The sequence below is a fragment of the Streptomyces sioyaensis genome (assembly GCF_004122735.1).
Classification (GTDB): domain Bacteria; phylum Actinomycetota; class Actinomycetes; order Streptomycetales; family Streptomycetaceae; genus Streptomyces; species Streptomyces sioyaensis.
The window spans coordinates 1-25,192 of the sequence record NZ_SDIF01000052.1 but is presented as its reverse complement, the minus strand read 5'-3'; the positions used below and the strand labels follow the sequence as shown (position 1 = coordinate 25,192).

The window sequence follows — 25,192 nt, the reverse complement described above, 5'->3', positions numbered from 1 at the left end:
GTTCCAGGGACTCATCGAGTGGGACGAGCAGCCATTGCTGCAGGTCGACGAGGTGGATCAGCGCCGATTTCAGGCCGAGGGCCGAGGCGCACCGGTTCGCCAGTGCGGACAACTCCACCGGGAGGACGATCTGCGCCTCGGTGATCAGCTCTTCCAGCCGACTCTCGTCGACGGCGGCGCCGGGATCGGTGGGCGCCTGCGATGGGTCCGGCACGGGGATCACCCCTTCCCCGCCCAGTCTCACACCGATCCCGGCGCCTCTCACCTCAGCGTGTTGCTCGTCGAGTGGCCGCTCCCGGAGTGCCCCCATGAGCGGCGAAAGGGGCCCGCTCCCGGCGGGCCCCACGGGAGTGGCGCGCATGCACCGAGGATCGCGCTCGACATGCTCCAACCGGCGTGAAGGGGCAGGCTGTATGTAGAAGCCTTGGCGGCCCCTGCTTCGCTGACGTGGCATGCATTTCGTCAAGCGGGTGAACGAAGCCTATGACGGGAAATCAAATACTTTCGGCGGTCGTTGCGCTTTTGGCGCCGTTGCTGACGGGTGCAATGGGTGTCCTGGGTATTCTGCTCAAAGACCGTCGGAAGGAAAAGAATCGCGATCACCGGCTTCGACGCAAAATCGAAATCGGTCAGGCAGAGGTGCAATTCATTCAAGAGTGGCTGCAGGCCCGTCAGCAATTGGGCCCATTGGGGCAGGAATCCCGAGCTGCCCAAGAATGGCTGGACAGGTGCTACGCGGAGGTTGAATCCGTTCAAGAGGAGGTGTCTCAAGGGGAGGTGGCGCCCCAGAAGCAGATTCCTGTCCTGCGTCGACTGCTCCTGCTTCGGTCGCTCCAGGGGCTGTCCGCACAGATATGGCGGATCATTTACTATGTGGCGTTTCTGGGCTTCAATGTTTATGTGGTAACGGTGGTAGTAGGGTTTGTGCAATGGATTCGAGGGGTGCCGGGTGCGTCTGACTTGGTGGGCGGTTCCGCAATCCTCGCGATTCTTGTGATGCTGTGCGCATCAGCCGCGCGTGCTGCTGCTATCCGGAGTGATGGAGAAGCCCGAAAGCCGGCAATGCCGCTGGGCTGGCCTCCCCGAAACGTCGAGGACAGGTCTCCCCGTAAAACGGAACAGGCTCAGTCGTGGCGCACGCCGTACGGTGATTCGTAAGTGACGAGATGCTGACGCGGGGAAAAGGTGCAGGGAGAACGCGCAGGGAGAACGCGCCGCGATCAAGCGCCTGTTGGCCACTTCGGGAAGGCGGAAAGTGCCTCTGAGCTGCAACGATAGGACGTGCTGAGGGTCCTGTACGTGGTAGCGAAGAGGCACTTCCCAGGTGAAGAACAGTTACGGGTCGTGTCCGCGTGCGCGTGTGCGCGTTGCGGGCGGCGGTCGTGGGGTGGTCATCAACTGCTTGGCGTTGTTTGGTCGGAAGCTACGGATGGGGCTGCTCGGTGTGGTCGGTCAGGGCAGGATCTCGACGTACCCGTCGGTTCCGTGCACGCGGATCCGCTGCCCGTCCCGGATCAGCCGGGTGGCCCGCTCCACGCCCACGACGGCCGGCAAGCCGTACTCCCGGGCGATCACTGCGCCATGGGTCATCAGGCCGCCCACCTCGGTCACCAGGCCCGCGATTCCGACGAACAGCGGCGACCAGCTGGGGTCCGTGAAGGTCGTGACCAGGATGTCGCCCGCTTCGAGATCGGCCTCCGCCATGTCAAGGATGACGCGGGCCCGCCCCTCGATGGTCCCGGCGGAAACCGGTAGGCCGGTCAGGGCGCCGGCCGGCACGTCGTCGCGCCGGTACGCCCCGGTGAGGGCCTCACCATCCGAGGTGAGCACCCGGGGCGGCGTGAGCGCGTGGTACGACCGGAACGCGTCCTTGCGCTGCTGGATGAGCTGGTCGTCCACCTGGTTCGAGCGCACGACGTCGTGGAATTCCTGGAACGTGAGGTAGAAGACGTCCTCCTTCTCAGGAAGCACGTTGGCCTGCACGAGGCGCTCGGCTTCCTCCAGCAGGGCCTGCTTGTAGACGAAGGAGCGGTTGACGATGCCGTACTTCGGGTACTCCCGGTACCCGATGAAGGTGCGGACCCGGTCGATCATCCGCTTGGCCTCGTCGGCTTTCTGGTCCCCGTCCGGCAGGGCCCGCAAGCGTGACAGCACGTCCTGTTCCTTCTTCTGCGCCTTCCGCCGCCCTTGCTCGAAGCGTTGCTCGGCGGCGCCCGGCTCGAAGTTCCTGACGTTGTCCAGGATCACGGGCACGAGAGTGGTGGGGCGCTCGCGCCAACGCGGCCTCGTGATGTCGATCTCGCCGACGCAGCGCATGCCGTACCGGTCGAGGTAGGCCTGGATGGCGCCGCGCGCTTCGGTCCCGCCCGTGAGCTTCGCCAGCTCGTCCAGGAAGCCGTCGTCCTCGACGCCCTGCAGGAATGCCACCACCTCCGACTGCGGGCGGATCACGTCCGCGACGTCGAGCAGCGCCAGTCCCATCTCCGACGTGACGTTGTCGGGGGCGGAGAGCGTGAGGGTGTCAGCCGCGTTCTTCTCGCCCAGCCACTCCTGCAGCTTGTCGTTGAGCCACCACGTGGCCTCCATCCCCGCCATGATCGCCTGCATGCTCAGCGGATCACTGAGGACCCGCTTGTGCTCCTCGAAGGCCTCCAGCAGGAAGTCGAACAGCGCCGGTCCGGTCTTCGTCCGGATGTCGCGCTCCAGGGCGGCGATGGACGCCTGGCTGCGCTCGATCAGCTCGGTGACGATGGCCGGATCGGTCTCGATCGGGGCGGGCGCACCGCCGGCCGGCGGCCCGCCGGGACCCGTGTCCGGGAGCGACGGGACGAAGTCGTCGCGGTCGAGGACGGTCTCCAGAGCGTCCCTGATCAGCGGATCGCCTCTCCCCAGGACGTCCAGGAGGCCGGCGCGGCTCGCGGGCGAGGCCAGGCGCCGGGTGACGTCGACGAACAGCCTCCCGCCGGCCTCGTGCATCGGCACCATGGCTGTCAGTTGCCATACGGAGAGCCCCAGGGGCTTCATGGCGTCGGTCATCATCTGCCCATGACCAACGGAGACGTAGACGTGATTCTCCTGGTCGCCGTCGCCGGTCTCGGGGACGGGGAACAGCGTGGTGATCGGCCGGCTCTGAACGATCTGGAAGCCATCATCGACCAGGCACCATTCGATGTCCTGCGGGCGGCCGAAGTGCGCTTCGATCCGCCGCCCGAGCTGCACGAGCCGCACGACCTGAGCATCCGTCAGCGCCGGCTGCTCCTGCCGCTGCGAGTCGACCGCCACTTCCTGCGTACCGCCGGCCGGCAGGGCGTGAACGGCCCGCTGTTTGGCGGCGATCGCCTTGGCGACGACTTCGCTGTCCCGCACCTTGAAGACGTCCGGGTTCACCAGGCCGGAGACCAGGGCCTCGCCGAGGCCGAAGCCGGCGTCCACGGTGGCGACCTTCCGGTTGCCCGTGACGGGGTCGGCCGTGAACAGGACGCCGGCCGCATGGGGGAAGGCCATCTGCTGCACGACCACGGCCATGTGGACCGTACGGTGGTCGATGCCGTTCCGCTGGCGGTAGGTCACGGCCCGCTCGGTGAACAGCGAGGCCCAGCACCGGCTGACGTGCCGGAGGATCGCCGTCGGCCCCACGACGTTCAGATATGTGTCCTGCTGGCCGGCAAAGGAGGCCGTCGGCAGGTCCTCTGCCGTCGCGCTGGATCGGACGGCGTAGGCGGCCTGCTCGCCGTGCTGGGCGAGCGCGCGGGTGATCGCCGCCGCGAGATCGCCCGGGATGGCAACCCCTTCGATGGTCCGACGAATCTGCGCGCTGAGCGTGCCGATCGCCTCCCGGTCGTCCGGGTTCAAGCGCGACAACTGATCGAGCCGATCGTCGATCGACGGCGCTTCCGCCATGATCCGCCGGAAGGCCTCCGTCGTCACGCAAAAGCCCCCCGGCACGCGGATGCCTTCGATCCGCGACAGCCCGCCCAGGTGCGCACCCTTGCCGCCGACGACCGCGACCTGCAACTCGTCAACCTCTTGAAGATCCCACACGTACCGCTCAATCATTGCGACACCTCCGAGGCAGCCGTGCTCCGTTGTACTGCGGTGGCCGATCGAATCACCGGCGCCTCCCACCCTGTCGAGCCTCTTGTCGAGCACGTCCTCATCCCTGATTGCCGTCCCTCTGACGAGTCGGCCGGCCGCTCCGTCCAGGCGGGCGGCGCGCACCCCCGCACCTCCGCGCCGAGCACCCGCAACTGCACTTCCGGTCCCCTCACTGGTTCGACGTCACCGCGTCCCGCATACGTCGACAACAACACACGCACGTCGTGCCCCTAATTCCGCAGGTTGTGGCATCGGCCGACGATTCTGCGCCGGGCCCCGGGGCTTGTGGCAAGCCCCCCAGCGCGCTATAAGTTGAGAGTGGCAAGGAGAGAGTTCGTTCTCCTTGCCTTTGCCGTTTGCCGCCGAATGGAACTCACAAGTTCCTCGCGAAGCGGTGGCGAGCCGAGTACGGGTACGCGTCGTCGACCCAGGCGGATTTCCCATCGGCCTACGGATACGACCGCGGAACGAGAAGTTCCCTTGTCGGCAAGGCCCGAACGTCGAGCGCGCCGCCATCTCCCGGAGATCGTCGCGCCATGCCAGTGCTGGGCCAAGCTCGCCAAACGGACGCTTGACGGTCGCCGTAGCTCAAGTCGGCCGGCACCCAAGCGAACGCCCCCACGCCACCCCGCCTCGGGGGAGACCAGGTCGTACTTCGGCCCGGCCTCCGCCCGACGCTGCTGCCCGCCACCACGCCACTCATCGAGCGCTGACTCCTGCCGAGCCAGCCAGAAGTCTGCCAACTCTGCGATCGCATCGGCGAGATGTGCATGCGGGACGCCGCAGAAGACAGCGGGGTCAATGCCGCACTGGCCCACTTCTTGGTCACACTCGAAGAACCTGCGCGGTCGATGTCGCGTCACGGTCCTGGTCTAGCGGCATCGCGGACTGCGCCGGCAACCTCGTCGCCTACCAGGGCAGAGGGCCCGCCGCGTCGACGTAGCCGCCGGTCGGGCCGTCCGGCCCCAGCTGAGCCATCCGAACGATGATCTCGGCGCCCTGCTCGACGGTCTGCGTGCCCTCGTGCCGGTTCAGGTCCGTCGCGGTGTAGCCGGGCTCCACGGCGTTGATCCGCATCCGCGGGAACGCCTTGGCGAACTGCACGGTGAGCATGTTGACCGCGGTCTTGGAGGCTGGGTAGGCGACCCCCGGGTACCCCTCGCCGGCCTGGGCCAGTGAGGCCAGGCGGCTGCTGACATTGACCACGACCGGGGCGGCGGAGCGTTCCAGCAGTGGCAGGAAGGCGTGGGTCACCCGGACCAGGCCGAAGACGTTGGTCTCGAACACCTCCCGCATCACGTCGGCGGTCAGCTCCGCGGCGCCGATGATCTCGCCTCCCGGCGACCGCACCTCGATTCCGGCGTTGTTGACCAAGACGTCCAGGCCGCCGTCGGCCTCAAGGGTGGCCACCGCGGCGGCGACCGACGCATCGTCGGTGACATCGAGTTGCACGAACCGGGCGCCGAGCTCGGCCGCGGCTGCCGCGCCCCGCTCGATGCTGCGCGCTCCCAGGTAGACGGTGTGGCCCGCGGCGATCAGGCGGCGGGCGGTCTCGTGGCCCAGACCCTTGTTGGCCCCGGTGATCAAGGTTGTCGTCATGGGGCACAGCTTCCCTCCGGGACGATGCGATCGGCCAGCGGTTTACGGCGTGGTCCGCGAAGTTCCTCACCCAGGGCGCCGAGGCCCATCGTGCGATCGCTGCGTCAGTCTCGGACCGCTCCGCCCATCGGCCCACCAGCGCCAAGCCGAGCGCCGAACCGGTGCTCGCCTGGAGCGTGTCTCTGTGATGGGTCGAGGGAACCGGCATTGGAGGATGATGCGTCCATTGATGAGCAAGATCGCTAAGGGATGCAGAGGAGTTCGAGATGACCGGCACGGCCACCCGTTACCTCTACCTCGTCCGGCATGGCGAGGCATCGCCGGACGAAAGTGGGCTGACAGAGAGCGGCCGTCGGCAGGCCACGCTGCTCGGCCAACGCCTCCGGGGCATCCCCTTCGCAGCTGTTCACCACGGTCCGCTGCCCCGGGCAGGGCAGACCGCACGCCTGATCGGCGACCAACTGAAGAACGTTCCCCTGCACGTCTCGGAAGTTGCCGGTGACTACGTGCCCTACATGCCAGGAAGGGACGAGCTTCCGGCGGAATCAGCAGACTTCTCTCTCCGCTTTCTCGCTGGTTCCACTGCCGAAGAGCGGGAACACGGGCCTGCTCTGGCCCGCCAGGCGCTGGATCTGTTCACCGGGCCGGTGGACGGTGAGGAGGACCGGCACGAACTGGTCGTCACCCACAACTTCCTGGTCGCCTGGCTTGTCCGGGACGCCATGCATGCACCGAAGTGGCGTTGGCTCGGCCTCAACCACTGCAACGCTGCACTGACGGTCATCCGATACGCGCCCAGTCGGCCGGCTTCCGTCCTCATGTCCAACGACATGCGTCATCTGCCGACCGAGCTGCGCTGGACGGGCTTTCCTCCCGAGTTGCACATCTGAAGGCGCCGCCAGGCCGATGCCTTGGGTGATCGCGCCAGACGATGGCTGAGACAAGTGTCCCTTCAGAGCGTTGGCCAGTTGATCGGATGTGTAGCCTCGCAAGGTCTGGGGGGGCAAGCCGCGCAACCCGGCGACGTTCATCGGCTCCCCGGCCACCGTCGCCGAGACCATCAACGAGTTCGTCCAGGCCGACGCCTCCGACGGCTTCATCCTCGTCCCGCACATCACCCCCGGCGGCCTCGACGTCTTCGCCCACACCGTGGTACCGCTGCTCCAGGAGCGCGGAGTGTTCCGCAGCAGCTCCAGGAGGCCATCGGTGCCGACGAACTGCTCATCACCACCATCACGCACGGCCATGCCGACCGGGTGCGTTCCTACGAACTGCTGGCCGAGGAGTGGCGGCGCAGATGAGCGGGGCTCCCGTGCGCGGCGGGGACGCCGGCCGGAGGTCACCCGGAGGCCGCCCCACCACGCACGGAGCTGCCGGATTCCGGAACCGGGCCACCTGTGCCGACTGTGTCCACAGGGGCTTTCTGCGACTGCGATTGTGAACAAAATGCTGCGCGTGTGTGGCGGGAGAATCAGATGGTGAGACGAGGGCTATCGCGTCATTGACGTGGCTGATTTTCGCTGCCAGCCTCCGAGTGTGAGTCTTTTGGAGAACTTCACCGCACGCCTGCACGTCGATCTGCGACGCCAGGCCAGTGCCATCTGTGCCGCTGGCCGTTAAGGCGCGTCCCCTGGAGCTGCCGCTCGGCGTCAGCTCCTGAGCGACCCTTGATCCCGGTGCAACCGCTCGACCGGGATTTCTTCCCCCGTCGCCCGGTGATTCTCGCCGCGTCCCCACCCGGAATCCGCGGAATTCGGTGCGTGAGCCGCTTTGTTTCACCCCATCCTGCGCATTTCCCTTTTCGGTCTCGCCCGCGGGCCGGCTTTGCGCCCGCCGGAATCGGGACGGTGGCTCCTGCCGCCGCACGCCCTCTCCCCGCGTCCGCAACAGATCGCCGTACGCGTACCGCCGCGCTCCACCCACCCACTCGAACAGGACCCCTTCCATGAGCTCCATGAGCAAGCTGACGACCCCATCGAACCGACGACAGTTCCTCACCCTGCTGGGCCTCTCGGCGGTCGCGGTCAGCTGCGGCACCGGGGGCGCCGGATCGGCCAAGGAGCAGACCAAGACCCTGCGGTACCAGGGGTGGGCGGGGTCCGTCATCCTGCCCGAACTGGCTGCGGATCTCGGCTTCCTGCAGGACGTGAAGCTCAAGTGGGTCGGCAACACGATCAGCGGGCCGCAGGATATCCAGTCGGCGGCCACCGGACAGGTCGACTTCGGCGGCGCGTTCAACGGAGCCGTCGTCAAACTCGCTGCGAGAAAGGCTCCCATTACGGCGGTCATCAGCTACTACGGCGTGGACAAGGCTGCCTACAACGGCTTCTACGTCCTCAAGGACAGCCCGGTCCACTCGGCCCGTGACCTGATTGGCAAGAAGGTCGGGATGAACACTCTCGGCGCGCACTCCGAGGCGATGCTCGACATCTACCTGCAACGCCACGGCCTGTCGCAGGCGGACATCAAGAAGGTCGAGCCGTTGGTGGTGCCCCCGGTCAACACCGAGCAGTCGCTGCGGCAGAAACAGATCCAGGTGGGCGTGCTCGGCGACATCCTGCGCGACAAGGCCCTACAGACCGGCGGCATTAGGCCGCTGTTCACCGACTACCAGCTGCTCGGCAATTTTTCCGCCGGCACGTATGTGGTGAACGACCACTTCCTGAAGCAGAACCCCGACACCGCGCGCACATTCGTCACCGGCATCGCGCGCGCCATCGAGTGGGCCCGCGCCACTCCGCGTGAAGAGGTCATCGCCCGGCAGATCGAGATCGTCAAGAAGCGTGGCCGCAATGAGGACACCGCTCCGCTGAAGTACTGGAAGTCCTTCGGCGTCGCCGAGACCGCCGGGCGCATCTCCGACAAGGACCTCCAGCTGTGGATCGACTGGCTCGCCAAACGCGGTGACATCGGGAAGGGCCAGGTCAAGGCGTCGGATCTCTACACCAACGAGTTCAACGCGTACAGCCCGAAGGGCAGCCGGAAGGACAAGTCGCCCGCGTCCAAGCCGACCTCCGAGAGCGGGAGCTGATCCCATGTCAGGATCCACCACACCCAAGATCGAGTTCGAGCGGGTGCGCAAGACCTTTCCCGCCAAGAGGCGACGGGCCCAGGGGCGCGGCCCGGCGCACGGGGAGGGCGAATTCACCGCTCTGGACGGTGTCGACCTGCGCATCGAGGCGGGGGAGTTCGTCGTCGTGGTCGGCCCCAGCGGATGCGGCAAGTCCACGCTGCTGGACCTGCTGGGCGGGCTCGCCCGGTCGACCGGCGGACGGATCCTGCTGGACGGGGAACCGGTGACCGGGCCCGGCCTGGACCGCGGCATCGTCTTCCAGCAGTACGCCCTGCTGCCCTGGCGCACCGCCCTGGGCAACGTCGAGTTCGGCCTGGAGGCGACCGGCGTGCCACGACGCGAGCGCGCCGCGCGTGCCCGCGAATACCTGGACCTGGTCGGGCTCTCCGGATTCGAGAACCGTCACCCGCACGAGCTGTCGGGCGGCATGCGCCAGCGCGTGGCCATCGCCCGCTCTCTCGCCTACGACCCCGACGTCCTGCTGATGGACGAGCCGTTCGCCGCACTGGACGCCCAGACCAGGGAGTCGCTCCAGGACGAACTGCTACGCATCTGGCAGCGCACCGGAAAGACCGTCGTCTTCATCACCCACGGCATCGAGGAAGCCGTCTACCTGGGCCAGCGGGTGGCCGTCATGACCTCCAGGCCCGGCCGCATCAAACAGGTCGTGCCGATCGGCTTCGACTCCCGCACGGCGACGGACGACCTGCGGTCCAGCCCCGTGTTCGCACGGTACCGACACGAGATCTGGACGCTGCTGCACGACGAGGTGACCAGGACCCAACAGCTGGAGAAGGAAGAGGTCTCGGTATGAGCCTCGCAAGCGGTTCGAGCACTCGGCGCAAGACGCCGGAGGAACTCAAGCCCCCGGAACTCTCCGCGCCGACCACCACCGGCACATCGCCGGCGTTCACCGAGGAGCCCGCAGCCGTCCTGCCGGTCAGGCCGGGCAGGCCGCGACCCCAGCACGCTTCCGTGCTGCCCCGCGTCCTGCGCGCGGTATTGACCGGCGTCACCAAGTCGGTGGCGATCGTCGCCCTGCTGCTCGCGTGGGATCTGGCGCCCCGCTTCGGACTGGTGGACCGGACGTTCCTGCCGCCGTTCAGCGAGGTCGCCGATGCCTGGTGGGGACTGGTGGCCAACGGCCAGCTCGCCGACAACGCACAGGCGAGCCTCGTGCGTTCGTTCAGCGGATTCGGCATAGCCGTCGCCGTGTCCGTACCGCTGGGCCTGCTCATCGGCTGGTACCGGCCCGTCGCCGATCTCCTCAACCCCTTGCTGCAGGTCTTCCTCAACACCGCTGCCCTGGCCCTGCTGCCGGTGTTCGTGCTGCTCCTCGGCATCGGCGAGACGTCGAAGATCTCCATCGTGGTGTACGCATGCGCGTGGCCGATCCTGTTCAACACCATCAGCGCGGTACGCACCGTCGACCCCACCCTGCTGAGGCTGGCGAAGTCCATGGACCTGTCCGCCCCGCGGCTGTTCCAGAAGGTGATCCTGCCGGCCTCGGTGCCGACGATCTTCACCGGAATCCGGCTGGCCGGGGCGGTGTCCATCGTCGTCCTGGTCGCCGCCGAGATGATCGGCGCCAAGGCCGGTCTCGGCTATCTCATCAACGCGTCCCAGTACAACTTCGCCATTCCGCAGATGTACGCGGGCATCGTCACGATCTCCGTGATCGGCGTGGCCTTCAACCAGCTGTTGGTGGCCGTGGAGAAGCGGCTCAGCTCGTGGCGCGTCCCCGCCACGAGCTGACGCCCGAATCCGCCCCCGCGCAGGGAACCCAAGGAACCTGGAGGAACCTTCCATGCCCGCAGCCGGCCCCCGCCGCCTTCATCTCAACGCCTTCCTGATGAACGCCGGCCATCACGACGCCGCCTGGCGGCATCCGCGTACCCAGCCCGAACGCGTCACCGACGTGCGGTACTTTCAGCACCTCGCGCGGACCGCCGAACGCGGCAAGCTCGACTCGATCTTCTTCGCCGACGGTCTGGCGCTATGGGGCAAGGTCAAACACAACGCGCTCGGCGGTTTCGAACCGCTCACGCTGCTGTCCGCCCTGGCGACGGTGACCGAGCGCATCGGCCTGATCGCCACCGTCTCGACCACCTTCAACGAGCCCTTCCACACCGCCCGGAAGTTCGCCTCCCTCGACCACCTCAGCGGCGGGCGAGCCGGCTGGAACATCGTCACCTCCGGCACGGTCGACGAGGCTCGCAACTTCGGGCAGGACGAACACCTCGAACACAGCCTGCGCTACGAGCGGGCGCGGGAATTCGTCGAGGTCGCCACCAAGCTGTGGGACAGCTGGGAGGACGACGCGGTCCTGCTCGACCGCGTGCGCGGGGTCTACGCGGACACCGGCAAGGTGCAGCCCATCGACCACCGTGGGGAGCACTTCGCCGTACAGGGCCCGCTGAACGTGCAGCGCAGCCCGCAGGGTTACCCGCTACTGGTGCAGGCCGGTTCGTCCGAGGACGGCAAGGAGTTCGCCGCCCAGTACGCCGAGGCGGTGTTCACCGCACAGCAGACCCTCGCCGACGGGCAGGCTTTCTACAAGGACGTGAAGAACCGCCTCGCCCGCTACGGACGTTCCGAGGACGGCCTGAAGATTCTGCCCGGGATCTGCCCGGTCATCGGCTCGACGGAGGCGGAGGCCCGCGCCCTTGAGCAGGAGCTGACCGACCTCCAGGTGCCGGAGTACGGACTCGCCCAGTTGTCGGGGATGCTCGGCACCGACCTGACCGGGCTGCCGCTGGACGGCCCGCTGCCCGCGCTGCCCGAGGAGCGGGACATCAACGGCAACAAGAGCCGCTTCACCCTGGTCGCCGAACTGGCCCGGCGCGACGGCCTGACCCTGCGCGAGCTCATCGCGCGCCTCGGCGGCGGACGCGGCCACCGGGTCTTCGCCGGGACCCCGGAGCAGATCGCCGACCAGCTCGAAGAGTGGTTCACGCAGGGAGCCGCCGACGGTTTCAACGTCATGCCGGCGCATCTGCCGGGCGGCCTGGAGGACTTCGTCGACCACGTCGTGCCGCTCCTCCAGGCCCGGGGCCTGTTCCGCACCGAGTACACCGGACATACCCTGCGCGAGCATTACGGGCTCCCATGCCCCGCAGGCCGGCTCGCCCCGCTTGTTGCCCCCGCAGGACAGCCGTCATGACCTGCACGGCACAGGACCGGATGGGACCACCCCTCCACCCACCCGGTTCCCAAAGGACCCTCGCCGCCCATCACCTCCTGAGTTGACGGAACTCCTGAAAGGAAGATGCACATGAGCACCAGCACTGGCTTCGACATCCGCCGGATCGGCGGACGCATCGGCGCCGAGATCGTCGGCGTAGACCTCTCCGCCGACCTCGACCCGGCGATCGTCACCGAGATCAACACGGCGCTGCTGGAACACAAGGCACTGGTCTTCCGCGGCCAGCAGCTGGACGACGTCGGGCAGCTGCGCTTCGCCTCCCTCTTCGGCGAACTCACCACCGCCCACCCCACCGTCCCGTCCGTGGACGGGCAGCCCAACGTCCTTCCCGTCGACGGGGACGAGGGCATCCGCGCCAACCACTGGCACACCGACGTCACCTTCGTCCGCACACCCCCGAAGGCGTCGACCCTGCGCAGCATCGTCGTCCCGCCCTACGGCGGCAACACACTGATCGCCAACTCGGCGGCGGCCTACCAGGACCTGCCCGAACCGTTGAGTGAGCTGGCCGACAAGCTGTGGGCGGTGCACACCAACGACTATGACTACGCCGCCCCGAAGAACGACAAGGCGGCCGAGCACCGTAAGCAGTTCGTCGCGCGCAAGTACCGCACCGCCCACCCAGTAGTACGCGTGCACCCCGAGACGGGGGAGCGCGGCCTGTTCATCGGCGGCTTCGCGCAGACCATCGAGGGCCTTGGCCCCTCCGAGTCCCGGGACCTGCTGCGCATCTTCCAGTCGTACGTGACGCGGCCGGAGAACATCGTCCGGGTGGCCTGGACGCCAGGTGACCTCGTCCTCTTCGACAACCGCAGCACCCAGCACTACGCCCCCGACGACTACGGCGACCTGCCGCGCCTGCTGCACCGGGTGACCGTCGCAGGGGACGCCCCGGTAGGCATCGACGGCACCACCAGCCGCGCCCTCGAAGGCGGTGACGCCGGCCACTACACACCCGCCGCGGCCTGACGCCCACGGGGTCGTCGGCCGCCAAGGTCCATGTGGAGCACCTCCTGGGGGCGCACCCCCAGGAGGTGCTTGTGGGAGTGCGCCGGCGCTGCACGTCCTGCGCCGCCCCCTCCCTGTCGGGCTGGTAGTGCGGACGGCTCAGGTGCCGTGCTCCTCCGAGAGGATGTGCCGAACGGCCGAGAGGAGGCAGTTCCGAGGGCCTCTGGGTTCGAATTGTTCACGAGCTGCGGCAGCACCGATTGCCGGTGCTCAGCGGCGGTACGCGGCTGTCGCGATCTCGATGAAGGATCGGATCAACGGGTTGGTGTCACCCTCGTTCCACACCGCCACCACTCGGCTCGGCACCATGTCGGTCAGCGGTACCACGGCCAACTCCGCGGGCAGGTCGTGTCCGAGCGGGGCCAGGCCGACCGTGCCGTTCCACAGCACGGCCTGCAGGCATTCCTGGACGGCGCGCACCACTGGGCCCTCGCGCGGCGTGCCGCCGTTCCAGTACGACTGCCAGCTGGGGTCGGTGTCCTGCGGGAACTGGAACCAGCGGCGGTCGCTCAGCTCGGCCAGCCGCAGCCGGTCGCGGCGGGCCAGCGGATCGTCGGCGCGCAGGACCACGCCGACCGGATCGGTCCGCAGCGTCCGCACCGTCAGGGCGGTCTCGTCGAACGGCGCCCGGGTCAGGGCGACGTCGACCAGTCCGGCGCGCAGCCCGCACGTCGGGTCGGTCAGATCGGTGTCGCGGATGTGGATGTCGATGCCGGGATGGTTTCGACGATAGGCGGCGGCCAGCCTGGACACTCCCGGGTCGGTGCCGTCGCCCAGGATGCCGACGGTGATGGTCGCGGCGCCGGCTGCCGCGCTCACGCGTACACGGACGCGGTCGGCATGGTCGAGTAGGGCCCGCGCCTCGTCGAGCAGCACCGTGCCCACGGGAGTGAGCGTGACGCCGGCCGGCGAGCGGGCGAACAGGAGGGCCCCGACATCGGCCTCCAACTGCTTGATCGCCCGGCTCAGCGGCGGCTGACTCATGTGCAGTCGGGTGGCGGCCCGGCCGAAGTGGAGTTCCTCGGCGACGGCCACGAAGTAGCGCAGGGTCCGTAGCTCCACGCTGCAACGATACCTACGGCGTATCGGCGCTGCGGGACGGGTCTTGGACAGCCGTGGGTCGCCGGCGGTGAACTTGAGGCATGACCGAAGAAGCGAAGACCAGCGAGTCGCAGGCCGATCCCGCCGTATCGGTGATGGGTCCCGGCGACGGCGAGACGATCGTTCTGGGCACCACGCGTATGCGCGTTCTGGAGGACGGCAGCCACACCGGGCACCGCCTCGCGATCGCCGAGTCCGTCCTCGCCCCGCACACCCAGGGGCCGCCGCAGCACCGCCACGCCCAACACGACGAGGGCTTCTACATCCTCTCGGGCACCGTGCGGTTCACCGTCGGGGACGAGGACCACGACGCCACCGCGGGCACGCTCGTGATGGTTCCGCCCGGCACCCCGCACACCTTCGCCAACCCGTCCGACCAGCCTGCTGTCATGCTCAGCACATTCACCCCCGACTTGTACGTGCAGTACTTCCGAGACCTCCAGACGGTGCTCGCCGGCGGCCGGCCGTTGACGCCACAGGCCAATATCGACGCGATGAGCCGCTACGCGACCGAGCCTGCCACCGACCTGGCCTGAAGCAGTCACGGGTCCCATGAACCGGTGACTCATGAACGGGAACGATGAACATCGCCCACTGGATCGTTGCGGGACTGCTCGCCCTCTTCTACTTCTATGCGGGCACGCTGAAGGTAATCCGCAGCCGCGATCAGCTCCGACCGATGATGGCCTGGGTCGACCGCAAACCCTTGCCCGCCCTCAGTATGTGTTTTGATCCCTGGCCGTGAGGTGGATACGGCTGGATGATCTGTGGTGTGGGGGCTGGGCTCCTTGAACGGGGTCCAGTGCTCCCGAGGGAACGGGAAGTTCTGGCCCCACCCACCGAGCGGGCGGACGGCCGTTCACCCGGGGCCTCTGACGGCCTCTTCTCGCTGGCTGTGCTTGTGCTCGGGCCACCTACTGGGCCGCTGGTCGAACGCCTGGCAGAGCCACGCCTCACCGTTTTGGTGGGGCCAGAACTACCCGTCGGAGACAGGCGGGCGAACTCACCTCCTGCTGGGCCCAACCGAGGATGTTGCCCGAGAGGTTGCCCTGCTCGTAGCCGTAGCGGAGGCGGGCTCGTGCTCGTCCACGCGGGCGGTGACCATCCGAGCGGGGGGAGCTGCCTGTTACGTCATGCAGGATTCCTGCGAAGCCGAGCCCGAAGGTGAGGTTGGTGATGACCAGCCAGATCCCGTGTGGAGCGAGGGCGAGGAGGACCAGGGTCAGGGCGCGGGTGCCGTAGAGGACGGCGAGGATGTGTACGCAGCTGTAGCGGTCGCTCAGGGGGCCGCAGAGGACGGTGTCTGGTGGTGGCTATTTGGGGAGGGGGCGGTCGTCGACGACGTGTTTCATGACGAGGGTGGAGGTCAGGCGTTGGACGCCGGGGAGTCTGGCCAATTGTTGGTCGTAGAGCTGCTGGAAGGCAGCCAGGTCGGTGGTGGCGACGCGCAGGAGGTAGTCGGGTTCGCCGAAGAGGCGCTGGGCCTGGAGTACGTGGGGGACGGCGGCGACGGCTTCTTCGAAGGCGGTGACGGTGTCACGGTCTTCCCAGCGCAGGGTGGCGAAGACGAGGGCTTCGAAGTGCAGGCCCACTGCATCCGGGTCCACGACAGCGCGGTAGCCGCGGATCGCTCCCTGGCGTTCGAGGTCGCGCAGGCGGCGGTGGCAGGGCGAGACGCTGAGCTGCACGCGGGCGGCCAGTTCGGTGACGGTGAGACGGCCGTCGAGCTGCAGCTCGGCAAGAATTTTCCGGTCCATGGCGTCCATGGGGGAGATTCTCCCTCACACGGCGGGATCATGGGGTAAATGAAGGAACACTTTCGGGCAGATCCGGCCTAGCGTTCCTCTCGCAACGCGGAATGTGAGAGGGACAGATCATGGACACGACCACGCTGGCGGCCTTTTCGGCAGTGGACCTCCTGCTGGTGTGCACCCCGGGTGCGGACTGGGCCTATGCGATCTCGGCGGGCCTGCGGGAACGGTCGGTCCTTCCCGCGGTCGCCGGGCTGATAGCCGGATATGCGGGATACACACTGCTCGCCGTCGCGGGCCTGGTGGTGATCGTGGCGAGCTCACCGACCCTGCTGACCGCACTGACCCTCGCCGGGGCCGGCTACCTGGTATGGCTCGGCTGGGGCGTGCTGAGGCAGCCGGCCACCTTGACCGCCTCCGAACAGGCCCTGGCCCCCTCCCGTATGCAGATCATGCTCAAGGGGGCCGGGACCAGCGGCCTGAACCCTAAGGCGCTGCTGCTGTACTTCTCCCTGTTCCCGCAGTTCATCGACCCTTCGACGCACTGGCCGGTCGCCGCGCAGACCGGCCTGCTCGGCGCGCTCCACATGACCGCCTGTGCCGTCGTCTACCTCACCGTCGCAGCCTTGGCGCGCACCGTCTTGAAGACCCGGCCCCGCGCCGCCTGGGCGGTCACCCGCGCCTCCGGTGCCATGATGATCATCGTCGGCGGGTTCTTGCTGGTGGAGCGCCTGGCCGGCTGAAGCATCCGTCTCGCCGTACGCGCACAGTGGGGCCCGCGGCCCTCAAGCGAATCGGGTGGGTTACCTCGGGCTGATCGTGACCCTGTAGGTGGCTCCGGCCCTGCTGTGGGCGCGCACGGTGACGGTCTGGCCGTGGTCGTCCCAACTTGCCTTGCTGCCTTGGATTTCGACGCGGTAGCCGCCTGGGTATGTGTCCTTGGGCACGGTGATTAGGGTGGGCCCCTTTGCGTTGTCGCGGGTGCGGAAGGTGAGCGTGTAGGTGCGGGTAGCCGGGTCGTACGCGAACGTGAGCGGGTCGCCCGCGACGGCCCGCGCGTACGGCTGGACGAGCAGCTGGGCGTTGGGCTTCGCGGCGCCCGTCCGGTCGAGGAAGCAGTAGCCGCCGCCCCGGCACCACTGCCACCACGTCCAGCCACTGGAGAAGCGGTCCAGGGAGGCCGTCATGTCGGTGACGAACTGGCTTGCGTGCGGAACGTAGGGGTTGCCGCCCCACTCGCCCACGATCACCGGCATGCGGTGACGGGTCGGGTAATCGCTGATCGCGGCCTCGTAGGCGGGGATGAAGGTGCCGTTGGGGTCGTAGTCGCCGCCGGTTTCCATCGCGGTCTCGTAGAAGTGCGGCGCGTAGCCGGCGTGCGGGTCGTCGATGTGGCCCATCTGGGTGGGGACGCCGACACCGACGATGACGGTTGGTTCGACGAATACCCACGACCTGTGGTCGACCAGTCGGATCGCGTGGGCAAGGCGGTTCCACAGCTCGGTGAGCTCGGTGGCTTCGAAGCGGGCCGCGGCGGCGGGGAGGTCTTCGCCTTCGAGGAACTTCGCGAACGGCTCATTCATCAGGTCGTAGCCGAGCAGCGCCGGGTGCCTGCCCAGGGCGGAGGCGACCGTCATCCACATGCGAGCGTGCGCGGCGCGGAGATCGGCGTCCTTGTACAGGTGGTCGAAGGCGGTCTGTACGGATGGCTCGAAGTACTCGGAGAACCAGTCGTCGGGTATCGGCCAGAACGGCAACCCCTCGTCGCGGGTGGCCCAGTCGGGGACGCCGCGGGAGCCGAAGTGGGGGCCGTATACGTCCTGGTGGGCGTCGATGATGACCTTGATGTCGTAGCGGTTGGCCCAGTCGAGGATGCGGCGCATCTTGGTGAGGTAGCCGCGGTCGTAGTGCCCGGGGGTGGGTTCGAGGTCGTCCCAGAAGAACGCGAGGCGCGCGAGGTTGAAGCCCCGGGCGGCCATGTCTTTGAGATCGCTCTCGTGGATGTCGGCGAACGCGTGGGTGCCTCGGCTGCTCTTGTCGGCAAGGTTGAAGCCGCGCCACTGGAGCGCGCGGCCTTGGCCGTCGGTGAGGAAGGTGCGGTCACCGACCGTGATCCGGTCGGGCGCGCGGTCGGGGTGGGCCTGGGCCTGCGCGGGGAGGACGCCGAGCAGGAGGGCGGCCAGGGCAAGGGCGGCGGGGGCGACGCGGGAGGTCAGGCGCATGCAGGAGACCCTTTCGAGGGGGCTGCTCGGGCGGCGTGCTACCGGCCGGCCGGATGCTACTGGCGGGTGGGCCAAGTTCCCAGAGGTTCAGGGGAGTTGGCGGGTCTTCTCTTCTGCAAGGGCTTTCCTGGCGTCATCGCCGGGTGCTGGCTGCGACCGCCGCGAAGCGGCTGACGAGAGCGGCGGTCCGCAAGCTGATCGGCGCCCTGGTCGGTGACGCTCACTCCTGCCCGCCGTCGTCCTCATCACCGGCGTGCGGGTCACGCAGCTGCCGCAGGCCCGGCGAGGTTGGCGGGGTGCGTAGCAGAGGAAGTTGATGTGGTCGTACTGGAGCGGGGAGTGTCGGGCGAGCAGATCGTCGGTGACGGGGAGGCCGTCGGCGGCGAGCTGTTTGACGGCGGCGCGGTGAACTGGGCCTCGATGCGGTTCAGTCAGGAACTGTTGGCCGGTGTGTAGGCGAATTCGATGTTGTTGGCTGCGGCCCAGTCGTCGACCCGGGGTCAATCCCGTGGTCGAGACGGTCGGCAAGGCCGTTGGCGGCTTGGTCTTCCAGGCCGGCGGTGACGGGACGGCAGGCCCGCGTCACCACTTCGCGCGTGCAGACGTCATGCTCGTGAAGGCCACAGCCCTTGCTTTCGGGGCGTCGGGGAGTGCGGCCTGCTGAGTCCTGTCACGGGAGTCACTGTAATGGTTGTTATGTCTCGCGGTGTTACATCAGCCTGTGGGTATGCACTCTTCGACGCCCAGTGCCCAGGGTACTGACTCTTCCCACCCCCACCAGCGAGACGCAACGGCCACGGGTTCTACGGATGTTCCGTTCGCCCTGGGGAGGGCTGCCCGGTGACACCTTCCGGCTCACCCATCCTCGCCACGCTGGACGGGATCCCGGTGTGATCACCCTGACCGTCAAGGCGCTGATTCCGGTTGTTCTGCTGATCGCGCTGGGCTACGCGCTCAAGCGATCGCTGATCACGGCCGAGGGTTTCTGGTCCGAAGCCGAGCGCCTCAGCTATCACGTACTGCTCCCGGCTCTGTTCCTGCACAGCCTGGCGACGGCCGACACCGACGATCTGCCGGTGCGGGCTCTGGCAGGCACTCTGGTCGCCTCCACGGTGGCAGTCGCCGTGCTGGTCATCGCCTTCAGACCCATGATGCGACTGAAGGACGACGGATTTACCTCGGTCTTCCAGGGCAGTGTCAGGTTCAACAACTACATCGGCGTGACGATCGCTGCCGGTCTGTACGGCACCCAGGGCGTGGCCACCGCCGCGGTCTGCAATGCGGCGATCGTGCCCACGGTCAATGTCTTGTGCGTGCTGGTCTTCGCACGGTTCGGGAGCGCACGCCTGCGCCTCGCGGGCATCGTCAAACAGCTCGTGACCAACCCGCTCATCCTCGCCTGCGCGGGAGGCATCATCCTTCAGGCACTCGATCTGCGCCTGCCGCCGGGAATCGAGCCGGCGCTCCAGGCACTCGGAGCCGCCTCGATGCCACTGGGGCTGCTGTGCATCGGCGCCGCGCTGCGCTTCGGTGCGGCACGGTCGTGGGCAGCGCCGATCCTCACGTCGTCGTCCGTCAAGTTCGCCCTCATGCCCGCCGCGACCTTCCTGGCGGCTCACATGGTCGGCCTCGGCTCCCAGGCACTGATCATCGCCGTGCTCTTCCAGGCTCTGCCCACGGCATCGTCCGCGTACATCATGGCGAGACAACTCGGCGGCGACGCACTGCTGATGGCCGGCATCACCGCGACACAGACACTTCTGGGCATCGCCGCCGTCCCCTTCGTTCTGGCACTGGTCTCGGCGTAGCGCCTGCAACAGGGCGGAACGCTAGGGGGTGTCTCTCCGATCTCCGTGGATCAGCCTGCGGCTCCCCCAGCTAACGCTGGGAGGTGCCCCCAGGTGCCGTGCATCGCAAGGCGGAGCGTCTCCCGCGGACTGGGTGTCCGTGGGTGATGCGACAACGCGGCGTGGGGGTACCCCCAGCGTTAGCTGGGGGAGTGCGGTGCCAGGCGTCGCAGGCCCACGGAGATCGGAGAGACACCCCCTAGCGCCGCTTCATGCGGTGGCGGCGGACCGCATCGGTGTTGGCGCAGCGCGCGCAGCAGTAGGCGCGGCGACCGCTGCGGCTGGTGTCGACGAAGGCGGTCCGGCAGGAGTCCAGCGCGCAGACGCCCAGCCGTTCCCCCTCGGCCTCCATGGTGAAGATGGCCACAGCTCCCGCGGTCACGGCTTTCACACGGCTTTGGACGTCCTGGCCGTCCGGTGCGAAGTGCAGATGCGGCCGCAAGTCGTCGTGCGTGGTCAGGTACACGCTTCCAGCGCCGTCCGCGAGCAGAGCGTTGATCACCTCGCACCGTTCGCCCTGCGAGCCGGCCTCGAAAACGGGCCTCAAACGCCGCGACCACGCCCTGATCTCCGCACCGGCCGAGCCAGTGACACGCGAACGTCGGATCCCATGCTCTTGCAGTGCCCGTTCCAGTGCCTCCGCCCCCCAGGAACCACTCGACTCCAGATTCACCAGCGACACTGCCAGATGGACCCCGACCATGTTGTCATGCTCAAATTTCACTCAACCATTGCACCACAGCCGGGCCCGGGGCGACGGTCCCGCTGCGCCGCGTGCACCGTGTGCGACGCCATGAACGCGGGGCACCAGGGCGTGTCCGGGACGGGTCGGAGCCGATGGCTTCGGGTTCCCTCGCCCCTGCTCTCGCCAGCGCGGCGGGCACGCCGTCGGTGTGCACCAGAGCTTTCAGGCCCTTTTGGACGGTGTGCGGCCTGGCGGCGGGCCCGTGACAGCCGCACCCGCACCTACACCGCAGGGGTCGGCGACCTGGCCACCGGAGCGAAGGTGCCCCGGGACAGTCAGCTGCGGATCGGCAGCAACACCAAGACGTTCACGGCGGTGGTCGTGCTGCAACTGGTCGGTGAAGGCAGGATCGGCCTTGATGCCCCGGTCAACACCTATCTGCCCGGCCTGGTGCGCGGGGCCGGCATCGACGGACGCCACATCACCGTCCGCCAAATACTCCAGCACACCAGCGGACTTCCCAACTACAGCACGTACCTCAGCGACGACATCCGCTACTACGAGCCCCGCGAACTCCTCGACCTCGCTCTCCAGCACAAGGCAGACTTCGCCCCCGGTACGAACTGGACCTACAGCAACACGAACTACCTGTTGGCCGGCCTGATCGTGCAGAAGGTCACCGGCCGTCCCCTCGCCGTGGAGATCGACCAGCGCGTCATCAAACGCATCGGATTGCGCCACACCTACTTCCCCGTGCCAGGCGAGGAGAGGATCCGGGAGCGCCATCCCCGGGGCTACTACCAGGGTTCGGCAGCCGCGCCTCTGGGCGACGCCACGGAATGGGACCCTTCCTGGGCCTGGGCTGCGGTCAGATGGTGTCCACCAACTCCGACCTGAACCGGTTCTTCACCGCACTGTTGGCCGGCCGCCTTCTCCCGAAGGCGCAGCTCGACCAGATGCGCACCACCGTCCCCGCCAGTTACCCCTTTCCCTCCGGTGCCCGTTACGGCCTGGGACTCGTGAGCACGCCGCTGTCGTGCGGCGGTGTGCACTGGGGTCACGGCGGCAGCATGACGGGATACGAGACCCGAGGCGGCGCCACCGAGAACGGCCGCGCGGCCAACGTCGCCGTGACCATGCAGCTGAGCCAGGCAACCAAGAAGCGCATGGACGGTGTCGTGGACACGGCCCTGTGTCGCTGAACCGCGCCAACGATTCGGTCCCACGTGCCGTCCGCCGACCATCGCCGGTGGTGATCGTGAACGGTCTTCCACTTGCCGGATCGTCTACCCGGCGGTGCTGATCCAAGGGGGGTCCAACAAGGAGACGGGAAGGTGCGTCACAGATCAGTGAGAGCCCGTTTCAGAAAGGTGTCGAGTACGTCGTCGGCAACTTTGACGGTGCCTTGGGGCCGGGTGGCGCCCGGGATGGTGTGCAGTGCTGAGGCCTGGTCCGCCTTGGCTCGGGGGCGGGTCAGCAGCTCAGCACCGGATCGATGGCCCCGACGACGCCCCCGTACTCGTCCTGGGCGCTGCTCTGGGTACCACATGGCACAGGTTGTAGAGACCGTCCAAGTGTGTCCAGCTGGTCCAGGACGAGCGCGTAAATCCAGGTCAGAGCCCTGTGATGCGGAGGCGTCTACGGGGTCGGTGTGACCAGTGTGAGAGCTGGTGACACGTTGAAGCCCGCCGCCCCGGCGAGGAATCCCAGGAGGAGGCAACTGGCTGCCGTTCTCGGCCCGGCTGGCTGCCACCGGATCTTGCCCGTTCCCGCCTCTCCCTCGACGAGCATCAGCACCGGGGCGCCCGCTGCGGCCCACGCGAGCGGCTCCCGTATCGCCGTATCCCACTCGCGCTCGCGCATCTGGTCCCCCCTTCGCCGGCATGCCGTTGCGAACACAATCGGCCCGCATCGTGGAGCGGCCCCTCCCCGGTGCCGGCGAGGACTGGGGAGGGGCCTCGTGCATCAGCTCGTGACGAGCTTCCCCATGGCAGAGACCTCATCGACGTCACCGGTGTCGAAGAAGCTCCACGGCACGGTGAAGAAGCCGCCGTCTCCCCAGTTGCCGCCCCAGCTGTTCTCGATCTTCACGCCCTTGTCGTTGTAGCCGACTATGGTCACCTCGTGCCCGCCTTCGACCGGGTCGCTGTGGGAGTCCCCGGGGAGGTAGCTGTAGCTCGACGCGGTCGCGGCGTCCATGTCCATGAAGCTCTGGTGCACCGTGAACCCGATCGGCACCGGCATGCCCTGCGATATCGCGTCCTGTATGGCGGCCTTGGCCTTCGAACCGCTGGTAGGCAGCTGTTGCCACCCCGACAGCTTGTAATGTGCCGCGTTCGCACGCTCGTTGTCGTCGGGCTGGGTCGTGTAGTCGAAGTCGCCCTGCCAGTAGTCGTCCTTGGTGTCGATGCCCTGCTTCTGTTCCATGGGCAATGCGACGCTGGCCCAGGTGCCCTGGTCGTTGCCCTGAGCGATCTGCGAGTAGATGAACATCGGCGCCATCGGGGAGCCGCTGATGCCCTGCTCCTTCATCAATATGCCGTAGCCGGAGTAACCGGTGGCCCAAGTGACGCAGGAACCGACCCTTCCTTGGTCGCCGGGCGACAGCGCGTACGTGCTCAGGTCGAAGCTCGACGGTACGTCACCGGGTCGAGGGCGCGGTGCCTGCAACGCCCCGTGCTTCACCGGTGACTTGGGGGCTTTGTGCGCTCTGAGCGCGGCGAGGTCCAGGCCCATTCCGTGCTCGTGGTGCTGGGAATGGACGGGCGCGGGGTTGGCCGCGGTCGCGTTGGTGGCGACCACAGTCGCCAAGCAGGACACCGCGAGCGCGGTGCCGACGCTGAGGGTTCGCTTGATACGCACGTTTCGACTCCTTGATGTGAACCGCTGAGAGCGGCAGGGGTGGTGGGTTGGGTCGTGCGGGCGCCAAGCCATCGCGAGTGCAGCCCGCCGCTCGAATTGCCGCTTGCGCTCGGGGTTTTCACGAGCGGCGGATCGAGGTATGGCTGCATCACCGCAAGGCGGCTGGCTGTTGTCGGATCTGTGATCCGGTGAGCGCGAAAGCACCACGCCAATGGGTGGTCCGCGCGCGCGTGGGGGAGGTGGCACGGTGGGGGCTCCTGTGTCAGGAACATGCCAATACGAAGCTCGCGGTCATGCCTGGGAATTGGTCGCAGTCATGCCGAGTGAAGGGGGGTGGGAGACGCCAGGATCGCTTAACGGCACTGTGGGGGGATTGGTTGATGGTCCGGCCGTCGTCCCGCGCAGAAGTAAAGCAAGGCTCTGTATTCCCAGTCAACGCTCAGTACCAAGCAACTTATTCATCGCGTCATCCGGGCGTCAGTGCTGGATGGCCTTTCAGGCTTACCTGCAAGCACTTGCTGCTCCACGCATTCCCGCAGGTAATTCCGGTCAAGGGCGTCGCGAACCGGGTTGTCTGGTTACTGGTAACTACCCTACGAGCGCGTTGAGTTATGGAGCCGACGCGGCTTCCCGCGTTGTGGCCCCACCGAAGCGAGAGCGCCAAATGGATTTGTCCAGCCGGGTCCAATGCCCGCTTACCGAGTTGGTTTGCGGCAGGCTTTAGTGAACTTCCGTGAGGTGTACCAGGGCGTGTCTCTCCGATCTCCGTGGGCCTGCGACTCCTGGCACCGCACTCCCCCAGCTAACGCTGGGGGTGCCCCCACGCCGCGTTGTCGCATCACCCACGGACACCCGTCCGAGGGAGACGCTCCGCCTTGCGATGCACGGCACCTGGGGGCACCTCCCAGCGTTAGCTGGGGGAGCCGCAGGCTGATCCACGGAGATCGAAGGGACACGCCCTAGCCGATGCCGTGTCCCTCCAGGTCGGACCGTAGTTTCGGGTTCCGCCGTAGACCTCGTCACCGGCGACCCGGCCCACGTGGTGTCCGGCGTTCAGGAACCGTTCGATCATCGTGCGGGCCGGTTCCGGCTTGGTCGCGAAGACGGTCTCCTCGCCGAGCCCGGCTGCCCGGCAGCGATCCGGGTCGCACGTCCAAGAGCGCGGGATGTACAGCTCCAGATCGAGCGCTGCGTTTCCCTGCTCGCCGGCGTAGACGAGGTAGACCGCGACCTGGGAGTTCTCGATCCCCCGGCTGTGCCGGTGTACTGGCGCCGGACCCCGACCGTGTGGGTGCCCTTCTTCACGTCGCCGGTCTCGTCGACGACCAGCACCGCGGCATCGTCGTGGAGGTGCTCGACGACATACTCGCGCACGTCATCACGGACGGCGTCGGCATCCCAGGAGGCCCGGCACAGCAGATGCTGCATGCCGTGCGGGCTGGTATCCCCGGCCCACTCGGCGATCGTCCAGCAGTTCTTGCGCGGCAGGTCCGACAGCAGCCCGAGCACCAACCGCCCGGCCCGGCGCCGGGGTTCAACCTGAGTGAAGCGCCTGGCGATCCGCTCCATCAGGCCCTCGAACGCTACCCGGCACCGGCCGGGAACGGTGGCCGCACCCATTCCCACACCGCCTCCCGCCAGCAAGATCACGATCTACAGCTGGAGCACTAGTGACCTGAGTCGAAGATTCGTCGTTGGTTGGGTATGAGTCGTCCAGGTCCGAAGATTCCGCCGTTGTCGGTCA

At 67.6% G+C, this 25,192-nt stretch carries 19 protein-coding genes and 7 pseudogenes; 16 read left to right on the top strand and 10 right to left on the bottom strand.

The annotated features are described in order from the left end of the window. Window positions 1–483 precede the first annotated feature (483 nt). Window positions 484–1,158: a hypothetical protein gene (locus EST54_RS18930; RefSeq protein WP_129248826.1), complete on the top strand. Its 675-nt coding sequence runs from the start codon at window positions 484–486 to the stop codon at window positions 1,156–1,158. A 294-nt stretch (window positions 1,159–1,452) separates the two neighbouring features. On the opposite strand, the gene rph is transcribed toward EST54_RS18930, so the two are convergent. Both rph and EST54_RS18915 read right to left on the bottom strand, forming a co-directional pair. Next, the gene (gene rph / locus EST54_RS18925) at window positions 1,453–4,056 is read right to left on the bottom strand and encodes a rifamycin-inactivating phosphotransferase (protein WP_129248825.1); all 2,604 of its coding nucleotides are present in this window, start codon (window positions 4,054–4,056) and stop codon (window positions 1,453–1,455) included. Between the two features lie 948 nt (window positions 4,057–5,004). Continuing rightward, window positions 5,005–5,694 carry an SDR family NAD(P)-dependent oxidoreductase gene (locus tag EST54_RS18915; RefSeq protein ID WP_129248823.1) on the bottom strand — a complete coding sequence of 230 codons (690 nt, stop codon included), beginning with the start codon at window positions 5,692–5,694 and terminating at the stop codon, window positions 5,005–5,007. 266 nt (window positions 5,695–5,960) lie between these two features. Here EST54_RS18915 and EST54_RS18910 point away from each other — a divergent pair, with 266 nt between their 5' ends. The 9 genes and pseudogenes from EST54_RS18910 to EST54_RS18875 all read left to right on the top strand — a co-directional run bounded on the left by EST54_RS18910 (window position 5,961) and on the right by EST54_RS18875 (window position 12,941). Continuing rightward, a complete protein-coding gene (locus tag EST54_RS18910) occupies window positions 5,961–6,584 on the top strand; it encodes a histidine phosphatase family protein (RefSeq protein WP_129248822.1) in 624 nt (207 codons plus the stop codon). Between the two features lie 124 nt (window positions 6,585–6,708). Further along, a pseudogene (locus EST54_RS35505) lies at window positions 6,709–6,882 on the top strand (F420-dependent methylene-tetrahydromethanopterin reductase); the annotation flags it as partial. Further along, window positions 6,879–6,995, top strand: a pseudogene (locus EST54_RS35500) (LLM class flavin-dependent oxidoreductase); the annotation flags it as partial. The pseudogenes EST54_RS35505 and EST54_RS35500, both read left to right, overlap by 4 nt. Before the next feature lie 205 nt (window positions 6,996–7,200). After that, complete coding sequence (locus EST54_RS36195) at window positions 7,201–7,314, top strand: putative leader peptide (RefSeq protein WP_392567421.1); 114 nt, start codon at window positions 7,201–7,203, stop codon at window positions 7,312–7,314. Between the two features lie 325 nt (window positions 7,315–7,639). Continuing rightward, window positions 7,640–8,725 (top strand): ABC transporter substrate-binding protein, encoded by a 1,086-nt coding sequence (locus EST54_RS18895; RefSeq protein WP_129248821.1) that lies wholly within the window; start codon window positions 7,640–7,642, stop codon window positions 8,723–8,725. A 4-nt stretch (window positions 8,726–8,729) separates the two neighbouring features. After that, the gene (locus tag EST54_RS18890; RefSeq protein WP_129248820.1) at window positions 8,730–9,581 is read left to right on the top strand and encodes an ABC transporter ATP-binding protein; all 852 of its coding nucleotides are present in this window, start codon (window positions 8,730–8,732) and stop codon (window positions 9,579–9,581) included. Continuing rightward, window positions 9,578–10,522, top strand: a complete 945-nt coding sequence (locus EST54_RS18885) for an ABC transporter permease (RefSeq protein ID WP_129248819.1) — start codon at window positions 9,578–9,580, stop codon at window positions 10,520–10,522. The genes EST54_RS18890 and EST54_RS18885 overlap by 4 nt, the downstream gene beginning before the upstream one ends. Before the next feature lie 52 nt (window positions 10,523–10,574). Beyond that, on the top strand, window positions 10,575–11,930 hold the full coding sequence (locus EST54_RS18880) for an LLM class flavin-dependent oxidoreductase (RefSeq protein ID WP_129248818.1): 1,356 nt from the start codon (window positions 10,575–10,577) through the stop codon (window positions 11,928–11,930). Between the two features lie 111 nt (window positions 11,931–12,041). Then, complete coding sequence (locus EST54_RS18875; RefSeq protein WP_129248817.1) at window positions 12,042–12,941, top strand: TauD/TfdA dioxygenase family protein; 900 nt, start codon at window positions 12,042–12,044, stop codon at window positions 12,939–12,941. Window positions 12,942–13,190: 249 nt separating this feature from the next. On the opposite strand, the gene EST54_RS18870 is transcribed toward EST54_RS18875, so the two are convergent. Then, complete coding sequence (locus EST54_RS18870; protein ID WP_372448266.1) at window positions 13,191–14,042, bottom strand: LysR family transcriptional regulator; 852 nt, start codon at window positions 14,040–14,042, stop codon at window positions 13,191–13,193. Between the two features lie 80 nt (window positions 14,043–14,122). Here EST54_RS18870 and EST54_RS18865 point away from each other — a divergent pair, with 80 nt between their 5' ends. Together EST54_RS18865 and EST54_RS18860 are read left to right on the top strand one after the other, a co-directional pair. Further along, on the top strand, window positions 14,123–14,617 hold the full coding sequence (locus EST54_RS18865) for a cupin domain-containing protein (RefSeq protein WP_129248816.1): 495 nt from the start codon (window positions 14,123–14,125) through the stop codon (window positions 14,615–14,617). Between the two features lie 44 nt (window positions 14,618–14,661). Beyond that, window positions 14,662–14,799, top strand: a pseudogene (locus EST54_RS18860) (DoxX family protein); the annotation flags it as partial. A 595-nt stretch (window positions 14,800–15,394) separates the two neighbouring features. On the opposite strand, the gene EST54_RS18855 reads toward EST54_RS18860, so the two are convergent. After that, window positions 15,395–15,847 (bottom strand): Lrp/AsnC family transcriptional regulator, encoded by a 453-nt coding sequence (locus tag EST54_RS18855; RefSeq protein WP_129248815.1) that lies wholly within the window; start codon window positions 15,845–15,847, stop codon window positions 15,395–15,397. 110 nt (window positions 15,848–15,957) lie between these two features. On the opposite strand from EST54_RS18855, the gene EST54_RS18850 reads away from it, so the two are divergent. Then, window positions 15,958–16,575: a LysE family translocator gene (locus EST54_RS18850; RefSeq protein WP_129248814.1), complete on the top strand. Its 618-nt coding sequence runs from the start codon at window positions 15,958–15,960 to the stop codon at window positions 16,573–16,575. A gap of 60 nt (window positions 16,576–16,635) precedes the next feature. On the opposite strand, the gene EST54_RS18845 is transcribed toward EST54_RS18850, so the two are convergent. Next, window positions 16,636–18,054, bottom strand: a complete 1,419-nt coding sequence (locus EST54_RS18845; RefSeq protein ID WP_129248813.1) for a cellulase family glycosylhydrolase — start codon at window positions 18,052–18,054, stop codon at window positions 16,636–16,638. A gap of 318 nt (window positions 18,055–18,372) precedes the next feature. Here EST54_RS18845 and EST54_RS34115 point away from each other — a divergent pair, with 318 nt between their 5' ends. Further along, window positions 18,373–18,510: a hypothetical protein gene (locus tag EST54_RS34115; RefSeq protein WP_154074029.1), complete on the top strand. Its 138-nt coding sequence runs from the start codon at window positions 18,373–18,375 to the stop codon at window positions 18,508–18,510. On the opposite strand, the pseudogene EST54_RS36055 reads toward EST54_RS34115, so the two are convergent. Continuing rightward, a pseudogene (locus EST54_RS36055) lies at window positions 18,489–18,551 on the bottom strand (transposase); the annotation flags it as partial. The gene EST54_RS34115 and the pseudogene EST54_RS36055 sit on opposite strands and share 22 nt — an antisense overlap. Window positions 18,552–18,944: 393 nt before the next feature. On the opposite strand from EST54_RS36055, the gene EST54_RS18835 reads away from it, so the two are divergent. Further along, the gene (locus EST54_RS18835) at window positions 18,945–19,862 is read left to right on the top strand and encodes an AEC family transporter (RefSeq protein ID WP_129248812.1); all 918 of its coding nucleotides are present in this window, start codon (window positions 18,945–18,947) and stop codon (window positions 19,860–19,862) included. 238 nt (window positions 19,863–20,100) lie between these two features. Here EST54_RS18835 and EST54_RS18830 read toward each other — a convergent pair whose 3' ends face one another. Beyond that, window positions 20,101–20,625 (bottom strand): CGNR zinc finger domain-containing protein, encoded by a 525-nt coding sequence (locus EST54_RS18830; protein ID WP_129248811.1) that lies wholly within the window; start codon window positions 20,623–20,625, stop codon window positions 20,101–20,103. Between EST54_RS18830 and EST54_RS18825 the strand changes: the two are divergent. Beyond that, a pseudogene (locus EST54_RS18825) lies at window positions 20,512–21,788 on the top strand (serine hydrolase domain-containing protein). The gene EST54_RS18830 and the pseudogene EST54_RS18825 sit on opposite strands and share 114 nt — an antisense overlap. Here the strand turns inward: EST54_RS18825 and EST54_RS36355 are convergent. From EST54_RS36355 to EST54_RS18805, 3 genes and pseudogenes are all read right to left on the bottom strand, one after another. Next, window positions 21,785–21,871: pseudogene (locus EST54_RS36355) on the bottom strand (IS5-like element ISDge16 family transposase); the annotation flags it as partial. The pseudogenes EST54_RS18825 and EST54_RS36355 overlap by 4 nt on opposite strands. A gap of 680 nt (window positions 21,872–22,551) precedes the next feature. Beyond that, complete coding sequence (locus EST54_RS18810) at window positions 22,552–23,448, bottom strand: C1 family peptidase (RefSeq protein WP_244942556.1); 897 nt, start codon at window positions 23,446–23,448, stop codon at window positions 22,552–22,554. Window positions 23,449–24,358: 910 nt separating this feature from the next. Continuing rightward, window positions 24,359–25,017 (bottom strand): annotated as a pseudogene (locus tag EST54_RS18805) (IS701 family transposase). Window positions 25,018–25,192 lie beyond the last annotated feature (175 nt).